Annotated in this window: 20 protein-coding genes; 4 read left to right on the forward strand and 16 right to left on the reverse strand. The window is 54.7% G+C overall.

Features of this window, described 5'->3' with window-relative positions; genetic code table 11:
* Positions 1–162 precede the first annotated feature (162 nt).
* Entirely contained in the window at positions 163–981 is an 819-nt protein-coding gene (locus AC5JPW_RS01125; RefSeq protein WP_494237802.1) for a helix-turn-helix domain-containing protein, read from the forward strand.
* Positions 982–1,041: 60 nt separating this feature from the next.
* Here AC5JPW_RS01125 and araD read toward each other — a convergent pair whose 3' ends face one another.
* The 12 genes from araD to AC5JPW_RS01185 form a co-directional block, all read right to left on the reverse strand.
* The gene (gene araD / locus AC5JPW_RS01130) at positions 1,042–1,737 is read right to left on the reverse strand and encodes an L-ribulose-5-phosphate 4-epimerase (RefSeq protein WP_494237803.1); all 696 of its coding nucleotides are present in this window, start codon (positions 1,735–1,737) and stop codon (positions 1,042–1,044) included.
* A complete protein-coding gene (locus AC5JPW_RS01135; protein WP_494237804.1) occupies positions 1,731–2,591 on the reverse strand; it encodes an L-ribulose-5-phosphate 3-epimerase in 861 nt (286 codons plus the stop codon). The genes araD and AC5JPW_RS01135 overlap by 7 nt, the downstream gene beginning before the upstream one ends.
* Positions 2,592–2,593: 2 nt before the next feature.
* Complete coding sequence (gene ulaD / locus AC5JPW_RS01140; protein WP_494237805.1) at positions 2,594–3,247, reverse strand: 3-keto-L-gulonate-6-phosphate decarboxylase UlaD; 654 nt, start codon at positions 3,245–3,247, stop codon at positions 2,594–2,596.
* Positions 3,244–4,749, reverse strand: coding sequence for an FGGY-family carbohydrate kinase (locus AC5JPW_RS01145; RefSeq protein WP_494237806.1), 1,506 nt, complete (start codon positions 4,747–4,749; stop codon positions 3,244–3,246). Before AC5JPW_RS01145 ends, ulaD begins: the two co-directional genes overlap by 4 nt.
* A gap of 53 nt (positions 4,750–4,802) precedes the next feature.
* A complete protein-coding gene (locus AC5JPW_RS01150; RefSeq protein ID WP_494237807.1) occupies positions 4,803–6,122 on the reverse strand; it encodes an MFS transporter in 1,320 nt (439 codons plus the stop codon).
* A gap of 53 nt (positions 6,123–6,175) precedes the next feature.
* Positions 6,176–7,111: a DUF4862 family protein gene (locus tag AC5JPW_RS01155; protein ID WP_494237808.1), complete on the reverse strand. Its 936-nt coding sequence runs from the start codon at positions 7,109–7,111 to the stop codon at positions 6,176–6,178.
* A 46-nt stretch (positions 7,112–7,157) separates the two neighbouring features.
* Positions 7,158–7,625: a NanQ anomerase/TabA/YiaL family protein gene (locus AC5JPW_RS01160; RefSeq protein WP_494237809.1), complete on the reverse strand. Its 468-nt coding sequence runs from the start codon at positions 7,623–7,625 to the stop codon at positions 7,158–7,160.
* A gap of 11 nt (positions 7,626–7,636) precedes the next feature.
* On the reverse strand, positions 7,637–8,635 hold the full coding sequence (gene yiaK, locus AC5JPW_RS01165) for a 3-dehydro-L-gulonate 2-dehydrogenase (RefSeq protein WP_494237810.1): 999 nt from the start codon (positions 8,633–8,635) through the stop codon (positions 7,637–7,639).
* A 111-nt stretch (positions 8,636–8,746) separates the two neighbouring features.
* A complete protein-coding gene (locus tag AC5JPW_RS01170; RefSeq protein ID WP_494237811.1) occupies positions 8,747–9,610 on the reverse strand; it encodes an SMP-30/gluconolactonase/LRE family protein in 864 nt (287 codons plus the stop codon).
* Between the two features lies 1 nt (position 9,611).
* Complete coding sequence (locus AC5JPW_RS01175; RefSeq protein WP_494238123.1) at positions 9,612–10,679, reverse strand: ABC transporter substrate-binding protein; 1,068 nt, start codon at positions 10,677–10,679, stop codon at positions 9,612–9,614.
* A gap of 63 nt (positions 10,680–10,742) precedes the next feature.
* On the reverse strand, positions 10,743–11,813 hold the full coding sequence (locus AC5JPW_RS01180; RefSeq protein ID WP_494237812.1) for an ABC transporter permease: 1,071 nt from the start codon (positions 11,811–11,813) through the stop codon (positions 10,743–10,745).
* A 17-nt stretch (positions 11,814–11,830) separates the two neighbouring features.
* Positions 11,831–13,351, reverse strand: a complete 1,521-nt coding sequence (locus tag AC5JPW_RS01185) for a sugar ABC transporter ATP-binding protein (RefSeq protein ID WP_494237813.1) — start codon at positions 13,349–13,351, stop codon at positions 11,831–11,833.
* Positions 13,352–13,574: 223 nt separating this feature from the next.
* Here AC5JPW_RS01185 and yiaJ point away from each other — a divergent pair, with 223 nt between their 5' ends.
* Together yiaJ and AC5JPW_RS01195 are read left to right on the forward strand one after the other, a co-directional pair.
* Positions 13,575–14,390, forward strand: coding sequence for an IclR family transcriptional regulator YiaJ (yiaJ, locus tag AC5JPW_RS01190; protein WP_494237814.1), 816 nt, complete (start codon positions 13,575–13,577; stop codon positions 14,388–14,390).
* A gap of 120 nt (positions 14,391–14,510) precedes the next feature.
* Positions 14,511–14,984: a 4Fe-4S dicluster domain-containing protein gene (locus AC5JPW_RS01195; protein WP_494237815.1), complete on the forward strand. Its 474-nt coding sequence runs from the start codon at positions 14,511–14,513 to the stop codon at positions 14,982–14,984.
* Here the strand turns inward: AC5JPW_RS01195 and AC5JPW_RS01200 are convergent.
* The 4 genes from AC5JPW_RS01200 to AC5JPW_RS01215 all read right to left on the reverse strand — a co-directional run bounded on the left by AC5JPW_RS01200 (position 14,976) and on the right by AC5JPW_RS01215 (position 21,795).
* The gene (locus tag AC5JPW_RS01200; RefSeq protein ID WP_494237816.1) at positions 14,976–16,700 is read right to left on the reverse strand and encodes a ShlB/FhaC/HecB family hemolysin secretion/activation protein; all 1,725 of its coding nucleotides are present in this window, start codon (positions 16,698–16,700) and stop codon (positions 14,976–14,978) included. The genes AC5JPW_RS01195 and AC5JPW_RS01200 overlap by 9 nt on opposite strands.
* Positions 16,701–16,814: 114 nt before the next feature.
* Entirely contained in the window at positions 16,815–17,945 is a 1,131-nt protein-coding gene (locus AC5JPW_RS01205; RefSeq protein WP_494237818.1) for a collagen-like triple helix repeat-containing protein, read from the reverse strand.
* 387 nt (positions 17,946–18,332) lie between these two features.
* On the reverse strand, positions 18,333–19,586 hold the full coding sequence (gene avtA / locus AC5JPW_RS01210) for a valine--pyruvate transaminase (protein ID WP_494237819.1): 1,254 nt from the start codon (positions 19,584–19,586) through the stop codon (positions 18,333–18,335).
* A 175-nt stretch (positions 19,587–19,761) separates the two neighbouring features.
* The gene (locus tag AC5JPW_RS01215) at positions 19,762–21,795 is read right to left on the reverse strand and encodes an alpha-amylase (RefSeq protein ID WP_494237820.1); all 2,034 of its coding nucleotides are present in this window, start codon (positions 21,793–21,795) and stop codon (positions 19,762–19,764) included.
* Positions 21,796–22,113: 318 nt separating this feature from the next.
* Here AC5JPW_RS01215 and AC5JPW_RS01220 point away from each other — a divergent pair, with 318 nt between their 5' ends.
* Positions 22,114–22,941, forward strand: a complete 828-nt coding sequence (locus tag AC5JPW_RS01220) for a protein bax (protein WP_494237821.1) — start codon at positions 22,114–22,116, stop codon at positions 22,939–22,941.
* The last annotated feature ends 38 nt before the right edge of the window (positions 22,942–22,979 follow it).

Consider the following 22,979-nt stretch of genomic DNA (forward strand, 5'->3'; position numbering starts at 1 on the left):
TGAATTCACCACACAACAAGGGAAGGGAAAAGTACAAAAAGATGACGATTCCGACTTGATGAAGAAAATGTGATTTCGATCCGGCGTGGCACTCTTTTTTCATTAATAATCAATAATAAGATGAATGTTAACGGCGTTTATTTAGCGGGAATTGACATATTTATGCTCGAATTATCCATAACGCTTCCGATCCGGGTACAAAATGGCGGGCTGTTTATTTCCCGTGGTGTGGGGAGTCATCCGTCACGCACGCTTCATTCGTGGGAAGTTATTTTCGTGGAAAAGGGGACATTAGCGATTCGGGAAGAGGAAAAGGTTTTTACCGTAAATGCCGGTGAAAGTCTTTTACTCTGGCCGCAGCGTCGTCATGTTGGGGGGGGGGAATTTCCTGCGGATTTAAAATTCTACTGGCTGCATTTTGAATTAACGCCATCGGTGGAAAAAACATTACAACAGTCGGTATTAATGTTGCCGCAGCACACGGTATTAAGCGATCCGCAATATATGACCGGGCTGTTCCGGCAGTTTTTACATGAGCAGGAAAATGTACACCGCAGTGTGGCGCTGGAGTGTATTTTGCTGCTGATTTTGCAGCAGATATCGGCCTCTGCGTTAAGTGAGCGGGCGGCAGATAACCCCGGAATCGCACTCGCCTGGAAAGCCCGGCAGATGATTGGCACCCAGTTTCACTTGCCAATTTCGGCCTCAACGCTGGCGAAAGAGCTGCATTGCAATGTCGATTATCTGGGGCGGGTTTATCGTCGGGCTTTTCGTCTGACGCTAACTGAAGCCATCCATCGCCAGCGCGTGCGGGCGGCAGAGAAATTGCTGATCAGCGATTCGTTGTCACTGAAAGAGGTGGCGGTACAGTGCGGGTTTCATGATGTGGGCTATTTCCGGCAGATTTTCCGTAAGCATACCGGCATTACGCCCGCCGCATGGAAGCGGCGGTACTGTAAGGAGCATATTAATTCCGGGTGACGGGTTTGCTCCCTCTCCCAGTGGGAGAGGGCTGGGGTGAGGGCATCAGGCCGCAGAGGATTACTGCCCGTAATAAGCATTCGCCCCGTGCTTGCGCAGGTAGTGTTTATCCAGCAATTCAGACTGCATGTCCGGCAACTGCGGTGCCAACTGGCGGGAGAACAGGCCCATGTAGGCGCACTCTTCCAGCACTACCGCGTTATGTACCGCGTCCGCCGCGTCTTTGCCCCAGGCAAATGGACCGTGGGAGTGGACCAGCACTGCCGGAACCTGCATTGGGTTCAGATCGCGCTCTTCAAAGGTCTTGATAATCACTTCGCCGGTTTCGTACTCGTACTCGCCGTTGATCTCATCAGAAGTCATCAGGCGTGTGCACGGAATGGTGCCGTAGAAATAATCCGCGTGCGTCGTGCCCCAGGCAGGCAGATCCAGACCCGCCTGTGACCAGATAGTGGCGTGACGGGAGTGAGTATGGACAATACCACCAATTTCCGGGAAGCGACGATAGAGCGCCAGGTGCGTCGGCGTATCGGAAGAGGGTTTTTTACTGCCTTCCACCACTTTGCCGCTGGCGATATCCACTACCACCATATCCTCGGCTTTCATCACGTCGTACTCCACGCCGGACGGTTTAATCACCATCAGACGGCGGGTTTCGTCGACGGCGCTGACGTTACCCCAGGTAAAGGTAACCAGCCCGTGAGCGGGCAGTGCCAGGTTTGCCGCCAGTACCTCGGCTTTCAGTTGTTCTAACATGCGAATCCTCCTTCCTGCATACGGGCTTCAATCCAGCGACGGGCCTGGATGATTTCCAGTACCGGCTCTTTGGCTTTTTCGGTCCACATCTCAATCAGAAATGCGCCGCGATAATTCAGGTCCTGCAACGTGCTGAAGACGTTAACGAAATCGACACAGCCTTCACCGAACGGCACGTCACGGAACTGGCCCGGACTGGTTTCGGTAACGGGCTGGGTGTCTTTAAGGTGAATCGCCGCGATACGGTCAATGCCGAGCGCCAGCTCCGCAGGCACGTCGTTGCCCCAGGCGCTGAGGTTGCCCACGTCCGGGTAGACGGTGAACCATGGCGAGGCGAGCATCTCATCCCACTTTTTCCACTTGGTAATGGAGTTCATAAACGCGGTGTCCATGATCTCCACCGCCAGCATCACCTGCGCGCCTGCCGCCTGCTCGACCGCCCATGCCAGCCCTTCGGCGAAGCGCTGTTGGGTGCCTGCGTCATGCTCTTCGTAATAGACGTCGTAACCGGCGAGCTGGATGGTGCGGATACCCAAATCACGCGCCAGTTTGATGGCTTTGGTCATGATGTCGCGGGCGCGCTCGCGCACGGCTTCGTCACGGCTGCCGAACGGGAAACGGCGATGGGCAGACAGGCACATCGACGGAATAGCGACATTGGTTTCCAGCATCGCTTCGACTAGTGAGGCGCGCTGCGCGGTGCTCCATTCGAGTCGGGAGAGGCGTTCGTCGGTTTCGTCGACGGACATTTCCACGAAGTCGAATCCGCAGCTTTTAGCCAGAACCAGACGCTCCGGCCAGGATAGGTCTTTCGGTAACGCTTTTTCATAAATACCTAATGGATGGTTACGCATGATTACGCTCCCCAGATGTCGCGAATGCAGGCATGGAACTCTTCCGCCACCTGCTGTGGATGGGCGGCACCGGAAAGGGCGCGTCCGGCAATAAAGGCCTTCACGTTGATCTCTTTGAACAGTGGCAGGTCAGCCGGGGTAATACCGCCAGTGACGGAGAGCTCCAGACCGATATCTGACAGCGCTTTCATGCGCGCCAGATCCACTTCGCCCCACTGCTGGCCGCTGGCCTGAGCATCGCGTCCACGGTGATAAATCGCCTGACGCACGCCGGTGTTGTACCAGTCGCGGGCATCGTCGAACGTCCAGTTACCAAAGAGCTCAATCTGAATTTCGCCCCCGCGTGCAGCGGCAACGGCATGGCCTTTTTCGATGGTTGCCAGCGGTGCGGCGCAGATGATGGTCATCCAGTTGGCACCGGCTTCCAGCGCCTGCTGGGCCAGGGTTTCACCGGCATCGGCCACTTTCCAGTCGGCGACAATGATTTTCTCCGGGCACTGGGCGCGTAAGGCGCGGACAGCGTTCAGCCCTTCGCTAAGGCAGAGAATGGTGCCGGCTTCCACGATGTCGACGTGGTTTTTTAACAGCGCCACGTCGCGCTGGGCGGCGGCAAGGTCGGTGTGGTCGAGCGCCAGTTGCAGTAATGGTCGGCTCATAAAGAGTGCTCCTTAATACGGGCGTGATAGCCCTGAAGTGCTTCAATTAAAATCTGGTAGCGGTGATATTTGCGCTGGTAGGCCGCATGGGTGCTCATGTCCGGCGTCAGGGTGTGCATCTCGTAATTGAGGGTCTGCTGGGCGTCGGTGAAGTTGGCGTAAACGCCGGTGCCGACGAGCGCCGCGATGGCCGCACCAAAGCAGCCCGTCTCCTCCACCTGTGGAAGCTCAACGGGCAGGCCGCTCACGTCCGCCAGCATCTGCATCCACACCGGAGAATGCGCCGGGCCACCGGTGACGCGCAGAGCACGCACTTCGGTAAAGCGTTCGCGCATGCGGTTGAGGTGCGTCATGTGGCTGAAGACCACCCCTTCGTAGACCGCCTGTAACAGGTGCGCACGGGTGTGCAGCGCCTGCATGCCATAAAAGCCGCTGGTCATATCCAGCCCGGCGTTGCTGCCGTACAGGAAGGGCAGGAAAAAGACATCGCTGGTGGCTTTCGGCAGGCTGTCAACGAGCTGATTGATCTCGGTAAAACTGATGTCGCCCCATTGCGCGGTCAGCCATTCGAGGTTGCCGGACGAGGTGGGGCTGGCCTCATGAACGATGTACTGGCCGTCGTTGACGTAGCGCCCATAGACGTATGGGTGAGATTCGTTCTCGCGCAATCCGTCAGCGATGCCGCTGGTGACCGCCCAGGTCCCCATCACGGCATTCAGTGTGTATTCGTCATCAAGCCCTGCACAGATAGCGGTAGAAACCACATCAAACAGACCGCCCACGACGGGAGTTCCCGCCGCGAGACCGGTAATGGCGGCTGCCTGAGAGGTGATTTCACCGCTGATTTGGGATGAACCGACAATGGGTGGCAACGCAGCGTTAATTTCGCTGATGCCCAGCCACTGCGTCAGGCAGGGATCGTACTGCCCGGTAGTCATATGGTAGAGGTTGGATTCAGAGATATTGCTCTCTTCGCACCCCTTCACGCCGGTGAGACACCAGCGTAGATAGTCGTGGCCCATCATGACGCAGCCAATTTGCGCGTAACGCTGCGGCTCGTTCTCTTTTACCCAACGCAGCAGCGAGGCCGGGTGCCCGGTCCATAAGGTCTGGCGCGTTAACGGGTAGAGTTTTTGTGGGATGCCGTCCTGCTGCCAGCGCTTGACGATGTCCATCGCGCGGCGGTCGGAAGACAAAATAGCCGTGCCCAGAGGTTGGTCGTCTTTATCGAGTAAAAACAGTCCCTTGCCTTGAGCGGAAATGCCCACGCCTTTGATTTGTTCACCGCGAATACCGGTGCGTTGCAGCAGGCGGGAAATGGTCGCCGCGCAGTGCTGCCACAGTGCCGTCATGTCGCGCTCTGCCCAGCCGGGTTGCGGGCTGAGGGTACGCACGGACTGACGTTCAATATCGAATTCTTTGCCCTGGCTGTTGTACAGGCCTGCTTTCAGATAAGTACCGCCACAATCGATACCCAGCCAGAAGGTCTCTTTTTCACTCATCTTTTTTTCCTGGTATTGCCCTCTCCCTGTGGGAGAGGGCCGGGGTGAGAGCATCAGACCGCACTTTTACGTGCGTTCACCGCACCGACAGACGCACTGTTGGCATCACACTTGGACGGCAGCAGCAGCGCCATCAGCGCGGCAATCGCCAGCGAAATCGCCAGGCAGTAAACGCCCGCATCTTTGCTGTACAGAGTGATCAGCACGCCTACTGCATACGGGCCGCAGAAGCCACCGAGGTTACCCAGGGCGTTAATCACACCGCGTGCGCCACCGGCCATTTCGGCACTGAACAGACGGGCAGGAATGGTCCAGAACACGCCTGCTGCGGATTGCAGGAAGAAGCCGCAACCGACCAGCGCGGTATAGGAGAGCCAGACGCTCTCTTTGAGCACAACGGAGAGGAACATGCAGGTCGCAAAGCCAATCAACGGCAGGGAGACGAAGAGTTTGCGTTTACCGGTACGGTCAGACAGTGAAGAGAACAGGAACATCCCGGCAATGGCACCCACGTATGGCAGAATGGCGAGCATCCCGACCTGGCCCATGCTGGTGTGGGTCAGCTCTTTCAGGATGGTCGGCAGCCACAGGGTGTAGCCGTAGATTCCGGTCTGGTAGAAGAAGTTCAGGGCGATAAGCTGCCACATGGTGCGGTCAGACAGCACGGCGCTCAGCGAGGCATTGACCACCGTTTTACCGGCGATGGCGCGCTGTTCGGCGGCCAGAGTTTCCACCAGATATTTCTTCTCCGCGTCTGAAATCCAGCGGGCTTCCTGCGGACGGTCATAAATGGTTAACACCCACAACACCAGCACGACGAGGGAGAGCAGACCTTCGATGATGAACAGCCAGCGCCAGTCGAGAGCGGTGATGATCCAGCCTGACAGTGGGGCAGTGATGATCCCGGCAATCGGCACGAACATGATAACGATGGCATTAGCACGGCCACGTTCCGCATCCGGGAACCAGTTACTGATCATGGTGAGGACCACGGGCAGCATGCCGCCTTCTGCTACGCCGAGCAGGAAGCGCAGCGCCAGCAACTGGTAGTGGTTGGTGACAAGACCGGTGAGCACGGAAATAACCGCCCATGCCACCAGCGACCAGCCGATGAATTTTTTACCGCTGCCGTGAACGGCGATTTTGCCGCCAGGTACCTGTAAGAAGAGATAGCCCAGGAAGAAGATACCGCCTGCCAGACCTGCCATGGTTGCAGTAATACCCAGGTCCTGATCCATCCCGCCAGGCATGGCAAAGGCGATATTAACGCGGTCCATATAAGAAATAATACACGCGATAAGAATAGGGGGAATAATTCTTAACCAGCGTTGGCGCGGAATATCCGCAGTTGTAGCGTAAGAGGAAGTGTTCATATTAATCTCTCGTTAAAAGGAACTGGCCTTGCGATTAAATTGACGCTTTATATTTATTGTGTGGCTTTGTTTAACGCGTTAATGCCATCGCGTAATATGGCTATGCGATGATTCGCATCAGCATTAGCATCAATTTCCAGCAACTTAATACCGGCAAACTGTAATTTTGCTGAGTCAGCCACATTAAATAACTCTTTAGCATGAGCCGCTGTTAGCAGGCTTTCCGGGCAAAACGGTGCGAATGGCGTATGCAGGTCAGTCCATTCGCCGTAAGGCCCTTCAGTGGCGGTGCCGGAGAACATCAGCGCCCCCAGTTTGCCCGCGGCTTTTACCGCCTGAGTGTGCGTCAGAGGCAGGGTAGTGTTACGCCCTTCAATCGCTGAACGCGCCCAGTTGATGCAAATATCAATGTTGTAACCCGCCAGGGTCTCCAGCACGTTTTCCAGCGGCAGGAAGCCTTTGCGCGGGGCGGGCTGATTCATGGCATCGCAATGTTCCAGTACGAGCGAGCATGACCAGTCCCAGCCAGCAATCTCCTTAATAGAACGGGCAAAGGCATCGGTCGCCTGCGCCACGTTAGCATTGCCTGCCAGCGGTGCCGCCTGCAGTTCAAGGGAGATCACTTTTCCGGCAAAGCGCTTGTTTACTGTATTGATTTTGTTAAGTAAATGACGATGGAATTCGACGCATGCCAGGCGCTGCTCTTCATCGCTGGAGGCCAGTCCAAAGGCACCATTGCCGCCGCCACGGCGACGCATGGTTTCCGGAATAGCGGTAACCACCATCTCCCACTCCTGCGGCGTATGCTGGAACAGCCAGTCATCGCCGTAAGGGTGAAAGTTCTCGTGGCACGGTTGCTCCAGCCCGCGGATGTGGGGCGTATCCGCAAGCAAACGCCAGAATTCCGTCTCTTCTTGTTCGCTCTTTTGATGAAATGAAGGCGCACAAGGATATGCGCCGATAATATAACCGGCGTCATTTCTTTCCATTTTTCTTCTCCTGTTATTTATCGACTATCGATAAATAAATAACGGATTAATTCAATGCGGAAACGGCAACTTTAACGACTATTTTCCTGATTGCTGTTTCCCGATGTTTATTACATGCAGGGCGGTGAACATCCTGCGGGAAAAATATGGCGTAGTTTCCTGGGACCATTTCTATTAAAGATTCATTTTCACTGTCGTGATAGAAAATAATATCCCGCTGTTCGAGTAATTCTTCGCTCACCACGTTATTGCCGGTATCAATAGCGACACCGATCTGCTCTTCGCCAGACCAGAGGAACTGAATATCCAGGTAACGGCGATGCACTTCCGGACGCAGTTCGTCGTGCGGGCGGGTGGTCAGGTCGAGGATTTGCGCGTAAATCGTGCGTCCCTCAATTTCGACCACGCCGGTCTCCAGCTTGCTGAAGTCCGTGGTGCGCAGAAACTCCAGCGCTTTTTCAATCGCTGCCGGATACCGGCAGGCATTAGGTTGAGAAATATGTCCATAAATCATGATGATATTCCTTACAGCGCTTTAATTTTTGCCCATACGCTGTCGTCAACGGTGATGCCGTTGCGGCGGTTCTCTTCCAGCAGGCGGGTAAACTCATGACCCGGCAGGCGGACAGGCATGTTTTCATCAGCACGCTCTGCGGTGGTGATGTAGTCCATGATGCGTTGCAGCTTGGCGTCACGGGTGGCACCGTCGATCAGTTTGTCCACTTCGATGGCAATGAAGACCTGCGAAATGTTGAACTCATCGCTGTTGTCTTCGGTCACGGCAGCAACGGAAGAGCCATCGGAGAGCAGAGTGGCGATCATGTCCAGCACGATGGAGAGACCAGAACCTTTCCAGTAGCCCATTGGCAGAATGCGACGGTTTTTCTCGATCGGTGCCGGGTCTTTAGTCAGGTTGCCTTCATCGTCGAAACCACCGTCAACCGGTAACTGGTGACCTGCCAGGCGGTTCACTTCCAGCATGCCGTAGGAGAACATGGACATGGACATATCGACCATGGTGATCGGCGAGGACGGAATCGCAACGATCAGCGGGTTGGTCCCGATACGGCACTCTTTGGCACCCCACGGTGGCATCACGGCAATGGAGTTGGTCCAGCAGATACCGATGTAGCCTTTTTCCGCTGCCTGCCAGCCGTAGCTGCCGCCGCGCATCCAGTGGTTGGCGTTACGCACCGCCACCAGGCCAATACCGTGGTCAGACGCCAGCTCAATCGCACGATCCATCATTTTTTTGGCGGTCAGGTTGCCGATGGAACGCTGAGCATCCCACTGCTCAATCGCACCCAGTGAGGTGATGCGTTTTGGCAGCGCGTCCGGGATGATGTCGCCGTTGTCCAGTTGCTGAATAAAGCGTGGGAAACGGTTTACACCGTGTGAATAGACCCCTGACTCGGTGGTGCGGGCAAACATTTCCGCACAGGCATCGGCAGTTTCTGCCGCTACACCGCGTGCCAGCAGGACACGGTTAAACTCATTTTTAAGGTCAGAAAAACTCAATAACATACGCTTTCTCCGTCACATCTTCGTTTTACATAGTGGAATTGCATTCCACTAAACAGTGTTGGGTTGCAAAAACGCGCCGGCAGGACCGGTGCGTTTCGGTGTTATTCCTGTTTATCCCTGAAGGCGGGATGGGGCGATGGTCACCCGGTAGAGCGAGGTCGTCGCCGTAATAAAAAGTGTATTCCCGTCGGAGCCGCCAAACGTGCAGTTAGAAACGCGCTCAGGAATGGGGATGGTTTCCCGTAATTCGCCCTGCGGGGAGAAAATCAAAATCCCCGTCTCGCAACTGCAGAAAATATTCCCGTCCTGGTCGACACAAAAGCCGTCCGGAATACCCGGTTCGACCTGGGTGACGACGTGGGAAAATAGCGCGTTGTCCCCTTCGAGACGGTAAGCGCGAATTTCCCGACGGCCCTGGCTCGGAAAATCAATAATCGACATATCCGCTACGTATAACCATTTGTCATCCGGTGAAAAGGCCAGCCCGTTGGGGCGCTGGGTATCGCTGATGGCGATGGTGACCCGGTTACCCGCTTCATCAAAACGGTAGACGTAGCAGCCAATCACCTGGCTTGCCGCGCGATAACCCTCTTCGTCGCCGAGAATGCCGTAAGGCGGATCGGTAAACCAAATCGTGCCGTCCTGACGTACCGCAATATCGTTCGGCGAGTTAAAGCGCAGCCCGTCGACTTTATCTACCAGCAGGGTGTGATTGCCCTCTTTATCGGTACGGCTGATGCCGCGCCGACCGTGTTCGCAGGTCAGTAAACGCCCTTGTAAGTCCAGCGCATTGCCGTTGGCATAATGGGATTCAGCACGAAACACGCTGACCCCTTGCTGCGCATCCCAACGGAACATGCGGTTGCCTTTCACATCGCTGAAAATCAGGCACTGCTGTTCAGCCAGCCACACCGGGCCTTCCGCCCAGATGGCCGGTGAACACAGGCGTTCAAAACTTCCCGCGACGGCTAACATCTCACTTCACTCCCCAGATAGCTTTGTAGTGATCGCGATACTGGTTGCCCGGGTCGAATTCGTTATTCTGACCGCCGTCAGCGCTGATGTTCTCTTTGGTGACCAGATGCGCTGGTGTCACGTAGCCTGACGGCGCTTTACCGGCGAAGGCGCGGTTGAACTCATCCAGTAACTGCCAGCCATGCAGCTTCAACGGCTCGGGTACGGTGGCGACCTGCGCCTTTCCTTCACGTACGCGCTGGTAGGCGGTAACGGAACCGTCGCCTGCGGAGATGTTGTACGGCGGTTTGTCGCCGCTGCCTTTGCCTGCGGTTTGCAGCGCTGGGGCCATAAAGTCGAAGTACAGGTCGTTGATCGCCAGCGAATATTCGAATTTATCGCCATATTTCTGCATCAGACTGTAGGTCATGCCCGGCATGCGGTTAGAGGTATCAGCCAGCGGAGTGTCGATGAATTCGACCACCTGGCAGCCGCTGCACTGCTCAATGACTTTCTTCATCGCATTGGCTTTATCCAGGGCGATTTGATAGAGCGAGTCGGTGAATATCAACACTTTTGCCGTGCCGTTGGACTTCGCTACGGCGTAGAGCGCTGCCATGCGTGACACTTCGTTAGAGTCGGAGGTCACGTTGTAGAAAATGTTATAGGACGGTACCGGGCCCGGTGCCGGAACGGCGTGCCATGCGGTCAGCACGATGCCCTCTTTTACTGCTTTTTTCAGTGGGATTTTGGCGACGTTCGGGTTCCAGCCACCAATCACGATGCCGTCCGGTTTGCGGGCAATTGCCTGGTTCAGCGCCGCCAGTTGGTCTTTCACCGAGCCTGCGCCATCCAGTACATCCAGCTTCCAGCCCGCGGTTTTCGCCGCTTCTTCCAGACCCTCTTTAACCCCCAGTACCCCGCCGTTTTTCATATCGGAGGCGATGAAAATAATCTTCTTGTTCGGCTGGAGCGCCGGGCCTTGCGTCGGGCCGTCCCATACGGTGACTGGCGCGGTCGCTTTGGCAATCGCCGTTTGTGCCTGCTGAACAAAGGTATCGTCGGCAAGGCTATAACCACTTGCCACCATCAACCCGGCAGCCAGACAGCATTGAACTATTTTGTTATACATTTTCAGTTCCTTACGCGAGAGTCATTGGGTAACAGAGGAGGTGGGCGCAGGTGTCTGAGCGCGCTGCACCAGTTTCTTATTTAATGCCCGGCGGCGTTGGGCGTAGCCCGCCAGGGTAATCGACAGCAGCAGCGTTGCGCCGTTAAACAGTGGCTCAACCCAGAATGCACCGCCGAATTGTTGGATCCCGGCGATACCAATCGCCAGAACCGCTATACCGACCACTGTGCCCCAGACGTTCACGCGACCCGGACGAATAGTGGTGCTGCCGAGGAAGGCCCCCACCAGGGCAGGCAACAGATAGTCCATGCCGACGCTGGCCTGGCCGACACCCTGCTCGGCGGCGATGATCACCCCGGTGAAACCCGTTAAGGTACTGGAGGCAATAAAGGCGCCGATGGTGTAACGGTTGACGGCAATCCCGTTGAGCGCCGCCGCGACCGGGTTACCGCCTACGGCATACATGCAGCGACCAATCGGCGTGTGTTCGGTAATGATCCACAACACCACGGCAGCAAAGAGCACATAGAAGGCCACCACCGGAATGCCAAACAGATCGGAATGGTGCAGTGCAATAAAGGCATCCGGTAAGTCACCGACAATCTGTCGTCCGCCGGAGTGCCAGAGCGCGATGGCGTACAGCACGGTGCCGGAACCGAGTGTGGCCACGAAGCTGTCGATATCAGCCAGCGCTACCAGAATGCCGTTCAGTAAGCCGTAAAGTGCAGAGAGAACCAGCACGATGGCCACGGCGACCGGCCAGGAGAAGCCATATTCCACCTGCAACGTAATGGCGAGAATGTGCCAGAGCACGATGCCGAAGCCGACGTTAAGGTCGATTTTTCCGACAATCATCGGAATAGTAGCCGCCAGTGCCAGCAGCGCGATTTTCGATTTACTGTCGAGAATGGCCTGTAGGGTTAGCAGTGACGCAAAAGAGGGCGTGGTCAGCGAAAAAACAATCACCAGTACCACACAAATCACGGGCAGGCCGTAACGGGTGGTGAGTTGTCCGAGCCAGGCGGCGGCACCGTGTTCATGCAGCGAGACGCGGGATTCCAGGGCCGTCGATTTCATTGATGTTTTTGCCATAACTAACGCACTCCGACTTAATGGGTTGTGCCGCTGCCCGATGCCAGTTCAAGCAATCTGGCAAAGGTGACGTCCTGGTTGAGAAGTTCGCCGACAATCTGACCCCGGTTAAACACCAGCGCCCGGTTGCAGATGTGCGCCACCTCTTCAAGGTCGTTGGAGATGACCAGAATGGCGACACCGTTATCCAGCGCCTGATTGAGCAGATCGTAAATTTCCGCGCGGGCGCCTACATCGACACCAGCGGAAGGGTCTTCCAGGATGAGCAGAGGAGCATTGAGCGAGAGCCAGCGTGCCATCACCACTTTTTGCTGGTTGCCGCCCGATAGTGCACTGATTTCAATGTTTATCTGCGAGGGGCGGACGTCGAACTGGCGGATTTTCTCCCAGCTCAGCGGCGCTTCGCGTTTTTCGTTATAGCGGGACAGCAGGGCGTGACCGTGTTTACAGGGGTTCATAAACAGGTTTTCACGCACCATCATGCCCGGAATCAGACTTTCATGAAGGCGATCGCCTGCGACAAAAGAGACGCCTGCGGACATCGCCTCCCCTGGTGTTGTCGCCGTAAACGGCACGCCATTTAAGGTTATTTGCCCGCTCTCCTGCGTCCGGCAGGCAAACAGCAAACGTCCAATCTCTTCCTGACCGGCACCTCGCAGACCAGCCAGAGCCACCATCTCGCCCGCACGCAGTTCGAAGGAGACCGGTCCGGTATCACCCACTTTGACGCTATCCATCTTCAACAGCAGCGGTGCGCTGGCATTCGGCAGGGCCTGACGTTGGTCTTCACGCAGGCTTTCACCCACAATCAGCTCGACCAGACCACGCAGGGTGTAATGGCCGATCTCTCCGCCGCCTGCGTAACAGCCGTCGCGCATGGCGCAAACGGTGTCAGCCATCTCCATTACTTCATCCAGGCGATGGGTGATGTAAATCATGCCCACCTGCTTTTCGCGCAGGATGTTCATGACCCGGAACAGATGTCGTACATCGTCTGCCGGAAGTGAGGCCGTGGGTTCATCCAGCACCAGTACTGAGGCATCAACTGCGACCGCACGGGCGATTGCCAGCAGGGATTTCTCGGTGCGGGACAGGTCGAATACGCGGTCATCCGGATCAAGCTGAATACCGATGTCTTCCAGTGCTTTTTGCGCCTGACGCCGGGTGGCTGCCCAGTCAATCAGCCCTAAGCGACGGGGAAAGCCCATCACCAGCGCCATGTTCTCTGCGACGGTCATCCACTCCACAAGACCTAAATCCTGATGAATAAAGGCGATAGGTTGTTCGTTTCCCTGGCGTAAAGCGGCTGCGGATTCCACGGGCTGACCGCGAAACAGGATTTCGCCGCCATCACGGGAATAGACCCCCGCCAGTACCTTAATCAGCGTTGATTTGCCTGCACCGTTTTCTCCCAGCAGGGCCACAACCTGGCCCGGAAAAATATCCAGGCTGACGTTATTGACCGCCACATTTCCACCAAAGCGCTTCACGATGTGGCGCAGGGATAACAACGGAGATAACACTGCTGCTTCTGCCATTTAAGGTGACCTCCCGACGAGGGAAAGAGAACGTTGTGCAACCTGTAAATTTCACTATGCGAAATCTGATTTCAAATATAACGATCATGATTTCACAAAGCAATCCGTGCATATATTTTTGAATTTCAATTAAATCAATGAATTACAAAATTTCTGTTCAGATCGTGAAGTGAAACACACTTTGCGCTACCATCAGGTCGCCACAAAATGGAGAGCGGAAGCGATGAACACGAAAGAGAGTGACACCACGCAGGAAAAAGAGCGGCCGGCAGGAAGTCAGAGCTTGTTTCGCGGCTTGATGTTGATTGAGATATTGAGCAATTACCCGAACGGTTGTCCGCTGGCGCATCTGTCAGAACTGGCCGGGCTGAACAAAAGTACCGTGCACCGATTACTGCAAGGGCTGCAATCCTGTGGCTACGTCACCCCCGCGCCTGCTGCCGGGAGTTATCGTCTGACCACGAAATTTATCGCCGTAGGGCAGAAAGCCCTGACGTCGCTGAATATCATCCATGTTGCGGCACCGCATCTGGAAGCGTTGAACCTTTCCACCGGAGAGACCATCAACTTCTCCAGTCGTGAAGATGACCACGCGATTTTGATTTATAAGCTGGAGCCGACCACCGGCATGCTGCGCACCCGGGCGTATATCGGCCAACATATGCCGCTGTACTGTTCGGCAATGGGTAAGATTTACATGGCGTTTGGTCAGCAGGAGTACGTGAAGGAGTACTGGGATACGCACCAGGAGCAGATTCAGCCGCTGACGCGCAATACCATTACAGGACTTCCGGCGATGTACGATGAGCTGGCGCAGATCCGTGAAGGTGTCATGGCGATGGACCGCGAAGAGAATGAGCTGGGCGTTTCCTGCATTGCGGTGCCGGTGTTTGATATTCATCACCGCGTGCCTTATGCCATCTCCATTTCTCTTTCGACGTCACGCTTGAAACAGATTGGCGAGAAAAACCTGCTTAAACCGCTGCGCGAAACGGCAGAGGCTATCTCCAATGAGCTCGGATTTACGCTGCGGGTGTAGGCATAAAGCCAGATGTGGTTAGGCAAATGACAGATCTGGCAACAACCCCTGCCAGGATCAAAGCAAAGGCGGTTTATTTTCTGGCACTCTGGCGGCATTCAACGTCAGGCGGAGTGGAAAATGAACCGTTTTGTTATTGCGGATTCAGCCAAATGCATTGGCTGCCGTACCTGCGAAGTCGCCTGCGTGGTCTCGCATCAGGAAAATCAGGACTGTGCGACAGTCACCCCCAAAGCGTTTAGTGCACGCATTCGCGTGGTCAAAAGTGGATCGTTCACCACCGCGGTGACCTGCCACCACTGTGAAGATGCCCCCTGTGCCAACGTCTGTCCGGTCGGGGCCATTAGCCGGGTCAGCGGCACGGTTTATGTTGAGCAATCCCTCTGCATTGGCTGCAAAAGCTGCATGCTGGCCTGCCCGTTTGGTGCGATGCAGGTGACGTTACAGGACGCTCAGGTCCAGGCGCTGAAATGCGATCTCTGCCTGCACCGCGAGAACGGCCCGGCTTGCGTGGAAGCGTGCCCTACTCAGGCGCTCAACTGTATTGACCCCATCAAACTGCGGCAAGCGCGCCTCAGTAATCACTTAGCGTAAGTTATTGAAGTTCCAGGTCACCGTCAGACTGTAACGCCAGTCGCGTCCGTTGGTGTCGGTGGGTATATCTCCGGTAGGGCGTGCGGCTTCTACGGCCAGGCTGTAGTGGCGATTGTCACCAATCATCACACCCGCAGCGACAGAACTTAAACGCTGATGACGATAACCGGGTTGGTTGAACCAGGTGCGTGCGGTATCCGCCAGGATATAGGGTTGCACTGTTGCCAGCCATTTACTCTCTTTACGGTTGTGCAGGTAGCGCAACTCAACCTGCCCGCCGTAGCCGTAATCCCCCTGGGCTTCTCCGTCCTGATAGCCGCGCCCGAATCGTTGGGCACCAAAGCTGACACGCTCGGCTTCGGGCAAGTCGTTGTCGGACCATGTGCCTTCGACGGAGCTGGAAAGACGGACGTTTTCTGTCACCAGCCAGGCGGCGTCGAGATTGCTTTTCCAGCGGGTGAAATCGACGTCGGTTCCTTGCGCCGGAGAGACATTGGCCCCCAGCGTATCCAGTCCCTGGCGCACTGAAACACCACCGCTGAGGCTGGTTCTTGAATCCTCAAAGGCCCGCATGCCGTTAACCCCAAACTCCAGTGCAGGGTAACGTACGTGCTGATTTTGGTCTGGCAGGTCGACGGTTTGCCCAAGCGCCCTTGCCCGCAGGCGATAGTCGTTGCGCCTGTCGGTATAATCAACACCGCCAAAGAGGTTGATCTGTTTCTGCCGGGTCAACAGCACAGGGTAGTTCAGGTTTACACCACCGTTGTACTGGGTGGTTTTTTGCCGCGCGTCCACGGCGATACCGTTTGGCAAATAAACCAGGGGATCATAACTCTTCGGATCGTCGCGATAAAAACTGCCTTTAAGCTGCACGCTCAGGCCTTCATCATTCAAAAACTGCGAATAATTCAACCCTAAATAATCTTTATCTCGACCATCCCCGAGTGGAAGAAACGCTGCCACGCCCAGCTGATCGCCATAGCTGGTCAGGTTGCTGAGTGAGCCATTGACCAGCGCCAGATTTTGCCCTCGACGCGTGTCGAGCGTAGAAGAGAGATCCCAGATATGCGGCTGTTGCGCATCGACGTTCATCACCGCGGCACCGTAGATGTTCTTGGGCAACTGCGCGTTCACGTCAACTTTTGTTCCCGGTGTACGCGTCATCAACTGGCTATAGCGGTCAAAAAGCGCCTGGGATAATGGCCTGGCAGCCATGATTTTTTCTGCCAGTCGTTTCAGGCGCGCGGCAATATGGGCGTTATTACTGTTGATTTCGCTACGTGCCACGTAGCCTTCCACCAGGATGATTTTTATCGTGCCGTCATGAAAATTATCGTCCGGCAGCCAGGCGTAAGAGAGAGGGTAGCCATCTGCCCGGTAGCGGGTGGTGATGTCGTTCGCCAACGCAATGATGGTTTTCAGTGGCACGGTCTTGCCCGCATACGGCCGAAAGGGCTCGAGCAGGGATTTCAACGGATATACCGTCCCGCCAACGAACTGAATATGCTTAACCTGTACCGGGGTTTCCGGGGTCAGTTTTGTATCGGGTTTGACGACCGTGACTTTGGGTTCCGGCACCGGGCGGGTGTCAGGCTCCTGAACGGTGCGTGAGGGTTTTGCCGGGTTTGCCGTATCCACAATGGCGGGGAGTGTGTCGGCCTGGGCAATTGACAGGACACTGGTGCAGAGCAGCACAGAGCAGAGGGGAAGTTTCATCGTGCAGTCCCTTTTATGTTTTTATCACCCCATCGATTTGTATCACCACACCTGAAAGGGCGAGAAATCTTGCTGTGAAGAGGTGCCCCCTCGCGGGGGCACAAAAAGGTCTAACTAATTTTTTGGTTTCAGAATGCTGCCAACCGTGCTGGTCAATCCGCCGAGCGGGCTGGTCGTTCCACTGGTGCTGGATGCGTTGTTGGTAACCGAAGCGTTGATATCTGCTGTCAGGGTATTCACCGTTGCTCCTACGTTGGCGAGCAGGCCGGTTTTGTTTGCATCAACATTGGCTGTCGCTGAAATACCACCCGTGCTGGCAGTGGTGGTACCGCTCCCCGTTGAGGTCGGTTTCACCAGACCACCCACATCGGTCACTGTCTGGCCGACGGTCTGCACAACCTGGCCAACACCGGCAAGATTAGAGTTCGATGCGCTGACGTTGGTGCCGACACCGCTGACGCCATTACCCACGGTAGTCAGCAGGTTGTTAACCGGCGTCCCCAGCCCGGTTGTCGTACCCACGCCTTGAGTCAATGTGCTGACGCCACCGGTCGTGTTATTCACCAGTGTCGTTGCGCCGGTGGTTAACCTGGTTACACCATCACTGGCAACCGCATTGGTCAATGAAGTCCCGGTAGTACTGACCACCTGACCGGTTCTGTCTACGATAGTGCCCGCGAGGTTAGTGACCGGCGCAAGACCCGAACCGGAGGTCGTGCTGGCGAGGTTGGTTCCCACACTGGATACCGTGTTACCCAAAGACGTTACCGTGGAGGTCACACCCTGTACCGTGGTGCCTACGCCGTTAGGGTTGTTCGAATCACCAAGACCCGTCGTGACGCCCGTGCCTACGGTATTCAGCGCGTTACCCAATCCGCTGACAGTCGTTGCGACCGTTGACGTGACAGGGTTGTCACTGGGCAACTGGCTACCGAGACTGTCTAGTGTTCCGCCAACGCTGGAGACAGCGGTGCCTGCATCGCCAACGACAGTATTAACTGCAGAATTGGAGGCCGTTGAGCCGCCACCTGTCCCGTCGGTGCCACTGGTTCCACCATCGCCACCGCCAGAACCACCGCTGCTGCTAGATCCATTACCCGCAGTTTGACCATCAGAGCCAGATGTTTGCTGGTCTTTCGCTTTTGACATTGATCCGCCGCTACTTCCACTGCAGGCAGATAAGGAGAATGCAAGAATGACCGCCACCGCGATTGTGCTCAGGTGGCTAAATTTATTTGTAGCCATGATGTGACCCTCTGAAATAAAACGCCGCTTAGCGTATTGATCAGTGTAAATGGCTTTTTAATAGACAGTGAAAAATGGTTGTGATTATTTACAAATAATGAAAAAAATATGATTATTCTTAGATCTTGATTTTTATGATTGTTATTTAGTTTAATTAAAACATGGTGTTATGGTTATTTTTTAACATGTTAGTTATGCTTAATGATTAATTAATGGTGTAGTTACATTTAACTTAAAAATATATCCAAAATTAAGCTGGAAATAATTAATAAATGTGCAGTGAAGATATATTTTCGTTAAAACAGAAAGGTAATAAATTGACCATTAATTTTGTGTTGTTATTCATTTGATATAAAATGGCCCTCTCTGTTTGAGGGCCAGATTTATTTAAGCATGCTCACGCCAGGCATTTTCAATTTCTTCAGCCAGGATTTTTACTCCTGCTTCTATTTTGTCTGGATCTGGCACGTAGTTCATACGCATGCACTGGTGAGTGTGTGGCCAGGGTTTGTCCAGACCCGGGAAGAAGTAATCACCGGGTACCATCAGCACGCCGCGTTTTTTCAGACGCTGATAAAGAAGTTCTGTCGTAATCGGCAGGTCTTTAAACCACAGCCACAGGAATATCGCCCCTTCCGGCTTATGGATCAGGCATCGCTCTACTGGCAGGTAGCGACGGATGATGGCAATGGTTTCCTGCACGCGCTGGTAATAGAAAGGCTTGATAACGGTATTTGACAGGCGCAGCAGGTCGTTACGCTTGATCATCTCGCACATCATTGCAGGCCCAATCCCACCGGGCGCGAGGCTAATAATGCCGTTCATGTTGCGGATGGCGGAAATCACTTTCTCATTGGCGATGATAATGCCGCAGCGGCTGCCCGGCAGGCCCAGTTTCGACAGGCTCATGCACAGAATGATGTTTGGATTCCAGAGTGGGCGGGCTTCGCTAAAGATGATGCCAGGGAAGGGAACACCGTAGGCATTATCAATGACCAGCGGAATACCGTGTTGATTCGCCAGCGCATCGAGTTTAATCAGCTCTTCATCGGTGATGACGTTTCCGGTCGGGTTCGTCGGGCGTGACACACAGATCATCCCGGTCTCTTCGCCAATGTGCAGGTGCTCGAAGTCGACGTGATACTTAAACTGCCCTTCTGGCAGCAGCTCAATATTCGGGCGAGCAGAGACAAACAGGTCCTCTTCAAGGCCGGAGTCGGCATAGCCAATGTACTCCGGTGCCAGCGGGAACAGCACCTTTCTGGTTGTTCCATCGGCGCGGCGGCCTGCAAACAGGTTGAACAAGTAGAAAAATGCGCTCTGGCTGCCGTTTGTTAGTGCGATATTCTGCGGTTCAATATCCCAACCCAGCTCTTCACGCAGCATGCCTGCCAGTAACGTCAGTAGCTCAGATTTACCCTGTGGACCGTCATAATTGCATAGCGCATCAGTGGCTTTGCCGTTTTCGAGCATCTCGGTGAGCAGGTTATGGAAATAGTCGGTCATTGCCGGAATTTGTGCCGGGTTCCCGCCGCCGAGCATGATGGCTCCAGGGGTGCGCAGACCGTCGTTGAGGTCCTCCATGAGGCGCGTAATGCCTGCATGGCGGGTGAATTTGTCGCCGAAAAGTGAAAATGTCATAGCAGTTATTCTGTCGGTCTGATTTTAAAAATGGCTAACCTTAGCGCTACATACCCTGCTGTGCAAATCGGATGAGATGGGCTTGATTGGTGTTTTGTTTTGAATATTTACGCTTTGAAGGGGTTTTATTTTGTTAGAAATAGGCTCCCTCGGCTGAAAGGGAGCCCATCAGGACTCAGCGGTTTCCCGCCCAGACAATCATGACCTTGTCATCGTCCTGCTCGCGGGTAAAACCATACCCTTGCTTGAGGCTCAGGGTGGTCTGTTTTCCACCGCCCAGTGCCGGGTGACGGGCGCGGAACTGCCCCAGCCTTTGCCAGTGGCGCAGCGTTTGTGCCTCTTTACTGCTCACGTCCTGCCAGTTCATATCTGAACGCGTGCCTTGCAGCGGGTCTGAACCCGTGGGGCCGAAGGGGCGGTTTGTCTCGTCACCGTAGTAAATTTGCACCGCACCCGGCGACAGCATCAATAACTCTGCCGCTTCCTGACCGCCGTCGCGGAACAGGCGCGTATCGTGGGAAGAGAGGTAGCTCAATACGTTAAAGCTCTGCAACTTCTCCGCCATCTGCTGCCAGGTCAGATCTATATTCGCCAGACATTTAACGGCGCTGGCAGCCTGCTCCTGATAATCAAAATTGATCATCGCGTCGAAGCCATGGTTGTAGTAATCGCTACGCATTACACCGTGGCCCCAGGATTCACCGGTCATCCAGAACGGTGCGTCATCGAGTTTTTTCTGCGGATTGGCTTTTTTCCACGCCGCCAGGGCCTCGCTGGCCTGAGTTTTCAACTGTTGCCAGGCGGCAAGCTCCACATGTTTCGCGGTGTCGACGCGGAAACCGTCAATACCGTACTCACGCACCCATTGGCTCAGCCAGTGGGTCAGGTAATCGCGCGGCGTATAACCGGGTATCTCGCGTGCGGCGGTATCGGGTTTATGGCGATAAAACACCGGCAGGCCAGAGGGGGTGGTGGATTCGGTTTTCAAATCCGGGAGGAACGCCAGCGACATGGTCAGGTCGTCAAAGCCGGGGTTGTCGTAGTTGCCAATATCGGTACGGATCCAGTTTTTTCCCCACCAGTTTTGCCAGGCGGTTTTATCGCTGAAGTTAATGAAGTCGTTAAAACTATGCCAGCTTTGCCCCGGGCCGGGCCGCCAGTCGGTCCAGTGCTCACCGAGGATTTTTTGGCGCTCTTCACCCTGAACGTAAAGTGCACCGAACTGGTACTCTTGCATATCCGCGAGCGTGGCGTAGCCGGTGTGATTCATCACCACATCAAACAGAATGCGTATGCCGCGCTTGTGTGCCTCATCGACCAACTGGCGTAAATCCGCCTCGGTGCCCATATTGGCATCGAGCTTCGTCCAGTCCTGGGTGTAATAGCCGTGGTAGGCATAATGAGGGAAATCCCCCTTTGTTCCACCCCCCACCCAGCCGTGGATTTGCTCCAGCGGTGAGCTTATCCACAATGCATTGACCCCAAGCTGTTGCAGGTAATCAAGCCTGCTAGTGAGCCCTCTCAGGTCGCCGCCGTGGAAGGTACCGATCTCTTCCATGCCATCTTTATGTCTGCCATAGCTGTTGTCGTTGGACGGGTCGCCATTGACGAAACGGTCGGTCAATACAAAGTAGACGGTCGCGTTGTGCCAACTGAAGGGGGCTGGAGCATGAGTTTCAGCACGTTCAAGCAGTAGAAGACCGCCGCTGTTTACTGCGGGTTGTAGGGTGATTTTGCCATTTTGCACGGTTGCTGTTTTCTGACTGTAGAAGTCCCGCACCACGCTGCCTTCCGGGAAGGTTTTACTGACGTCCAGGGTTAGAGGTTGCCCGTCCCATGTCGGGCACTGGCGCATCACATTGGCGACTTTTTCCGTGGTGGCTTCGCTTTTCACCGACAGCATCAGTGTGGGGGTGCCAGAGCGGGTATCGACCTGAATGCGGTAATCCCCTTCGCGGAACACGCGCCATTGTGGCGCATCGCCTTCGCAGGGTTTCAGCGACAGCATCTGGTTGAGTTTTATCTCTGCAGAAGGTTGCCAGCACTGCTGTTCGGCCTGAAGCTTCAGTGGGTATGTCCCTTTTTTCAGGGTGTTCTCGCTGCGCCAGACTCCGGTGCCATCATCTTTAAAGGTGGCAAGACCGGATGCGGACCAGTTGGCGCTGACCACCGCTGGTAAAAGCAGGAATAAAAGGGCGCTGTATCTCATCTGAATCCTTCCTGTAACGTCAGTTTCGGTCATCTTGCCATTAGCACAGGGTGGGAGGCTCATCCCATGCGCGTTATCGCCAGGGAGGAGGGCGCAGGGTGAGTGATCGTGCGCAAATTTTGTGCAAAATTTGCGATAACCACCACAAATCCGACGCATTGTTTTCGCTTCGCAGCAGGTTGCTGGTGACATGCTTTCGGATTTGGCTTATTTCTGTACGTGCCCTGAGAGGTTATTTTTGATATGATTTGAGATTCCGCTCTCAAAATTGTGAAAAAAATAAGGTGTTGGAATGTTTATATCCGACCAGGAGACTTAATGATATCGACTCCCTTGCGACGACTTGGGGCTACGATACTCATGTTTCTCACCATAGCATTTTCAGGTGAGGCGCTTGCTCAAACGCACAGCAAAACAGTGAGTCAGAAGGCCCAAATCTCAAAGACGACCGGTAAAAAACAGGTAATCAGTAAACAAGAGTATTCTCGCAATAGTGTAAATAGCAGTTCACTTCCTGACTTGCGAAAATACCCTTCCGGAGCACCAAGAAAGAAAGCGTTTCTCCGGACCGTTATGCCCTACATTACTCGTCAAAATGCGACAATTACTGCCGATCGTAACTGGCTGATGGAACGCCAATACAGTCAGCAATGGTCGACGGCCGATCGCACGCGTCTGAAGGATATTGCCAAGCGCTATAAAATTAGCTGGTCTGGCAATACCCGCCGTATCCCGTGGAATGCGCTAATGGAACGCGTGGACATTATCCCGGACAGTATGGTGGCGACCATGGCTGCAGCAGAAAGCGGCTGGGGTACCTCTAAACTGGCGCGTAATAACAACAACCTGTTCGGCATGAAATGCGGGAAAGGACGTTGTACTAACGGTCCAGGTAAAGTGAAAGGTTACTCGCACTTCGAGTCTGTTGAAGAGTCCGTGAGCGCGTATGTGGTGAACCTGAACACCCACCCGGCGTACTCCTCCTTCCGTAAATCCCGTGCGCAGTTGCGTAAAGCGGATCAGGAAGTGACGGCCAGCAACATGATTCATAAGCTGAAAGGCTATTCAACGAAGGGCGCGAGCTACAATAACTATCTGTTTGCCATGTATCAGGACAACCAGCGGTTAATCGCCTCGCATATGTAATTGCGCTGCTTATTGCAAAAATGCCTTCCATCGGAAGG

This window comes from Phytobacter sp., assembly GCF_059074235.1.

What these genes read in the sequence shown, in the direction of transcription:
- yiaJ (WP_494237814.1), top strand. Translation starts at nt 13,575, where the DNA reads ATGAACACGAAAGAGAGTGACACCACGCAGGAAAAAGAGCGGCCGGCA.
- AC5JPW_RS01170 (WP_494237811.1), bottom strand. Translation starts at nt 9,610, where the DNA reads ATGTTAGCCGTCGCGGGAAGTTTTGAACGCCTGTGTTCACCGGCCATC.
- avtA (WP_494237819.1), bottom strand. Translation starts at nt 19,586, where the DNA reads ATGACATTTTCACTTTTCGGCGACAAATTCACCCGCCATGCAGGCATT.
- AC5JPW_RS01145 (WP_494237806.1), bottom strand. Translation starts at nt 4,749, where the DNA reads ATGAGTGAAAAAGAGACCTTCTGGCTGGGTATCGATTGTGGCGGTACT.
- AC5JPW_RS01175 (WP_494238123.1), bottom strand. Translation starts at nt 10,679, where the DNA reads ATGGTGGCAAGTGGTTATAGCCTTGCCGACGATACCTTTGTTCAGCAG.
- AC5JPW_RS01205 (WP_494237818.1), bottom strand. Translation starts at nt 17,945, where the DNA reads ATGGCTACAAATAAATTTAGCCACCTGAGCACAATCGCGGTGGCGGTC.
- AC5JPW_RS01135 (WP_494237804.1), bottom strand. Translation starts at nt 2,591, where the DNA reads ATGCGTAACCATCCATTAGGTATTTATGAAAAAGCGTTACCGAAAGAC.
- AC5JPW_RS01215 (WP_494237820.1), bottom strand. Translation starts at nt 21,795, where the DNA reads ATGAGATACAGCGCCCTTTTATTCCTGCTTTTACCAGCGGTGGTCAGC.
- yiaK (WP_494237810.1), bottom strand. Translation starts at nt 8,635, where the DNA reads ATGTTATTGAGTTTTTCTGACCTTAAAAATGAGTTTAACCGTGTCCTG.
- AC5JPW_RS01180 (WP_494237812.1), bottom strand. Translation starts at nt 11,813, where the DNA reads ATGGCAAAAACATCAATGAAATCGACGGCCCTGGAATCCCGCGTCTCG.
- AC5JPW_RS01185 (WP_494237813.1), bottom strand. Translation starts at nt 13,351, where the DNA reads ATGGCAGAAGCAGCAGTGTTATCTCCGTTGTTATCCCTGCGCCACATC.
- AC5JPW_RS01195 (WP_494237815.1), top strand. Translation starts at nt 14,511, where the DNA reads ATGAACCGTTTTGTTATTGCGGATTCAGCCAAATGCATTGGCTGCCGT.
- AC5JPW_RS01200 (WP_494237816.1), bottom strand. Translation starts at nt 16,700, where the DNA reads ATGAAACTTCCCCTCTGCTCTGTGCTGCTCTGCACCAGTGTCCTGTCA.
- AC5JPW_RS01220 (WP_494237821.1), top strand. Translation starts at nt 22,114, where the DNA reads ATGATATCGACTCCCTTGCGACGACTTGGGGCTACGATACTCATGTTT.
- AC5JPW_RS01160 (WP_494237809.1), bottom strand. Translation starts at nt 7,625, where the DNA reads ATGATTTATGGACATATTTCTCAACCTAATGCCTGCCGGTATCCGGCA.
- AC5JPW_RS01150 (WP_494237807.1), bottom strand. Translation starts at nt 6,122, where the DNA reads ATGAACACTTCCTCTTACGCTACAACTGCGGATATTCCGCGCCAACGC.
- araD (WP_494237803.1), bottom strand. Translation starts at nt 1,737, where the DNA reads ATGTTAGAACAACTGAAAGCCGAGGTACTGGCGGCAAACCTGGCACTG.
- AC5JPW_RS01125 (WP_494237802.1), top strand. Translation starts at nt 163, where the DNA reads ATGCTCGAATTATCCATAACGCTTCCGATCCGGGTACAAAATGGCGGG.
- ulaD (WP_494237805.1), bottom strand. Translation starts at nt 3,247, where the DNA reads ATGAGCCGACCATTACTGCAACTGGCGCTCGACCACACCGACCTTGCC.
- AC5JPW_RS01155 (WP_494237808.1), bottom strand. Translation starts at nt 7,111, where the DNA reads ATGGAAAGAAATGACGCCGGTTATATTATCGGCGCATATCCTTGTGCG.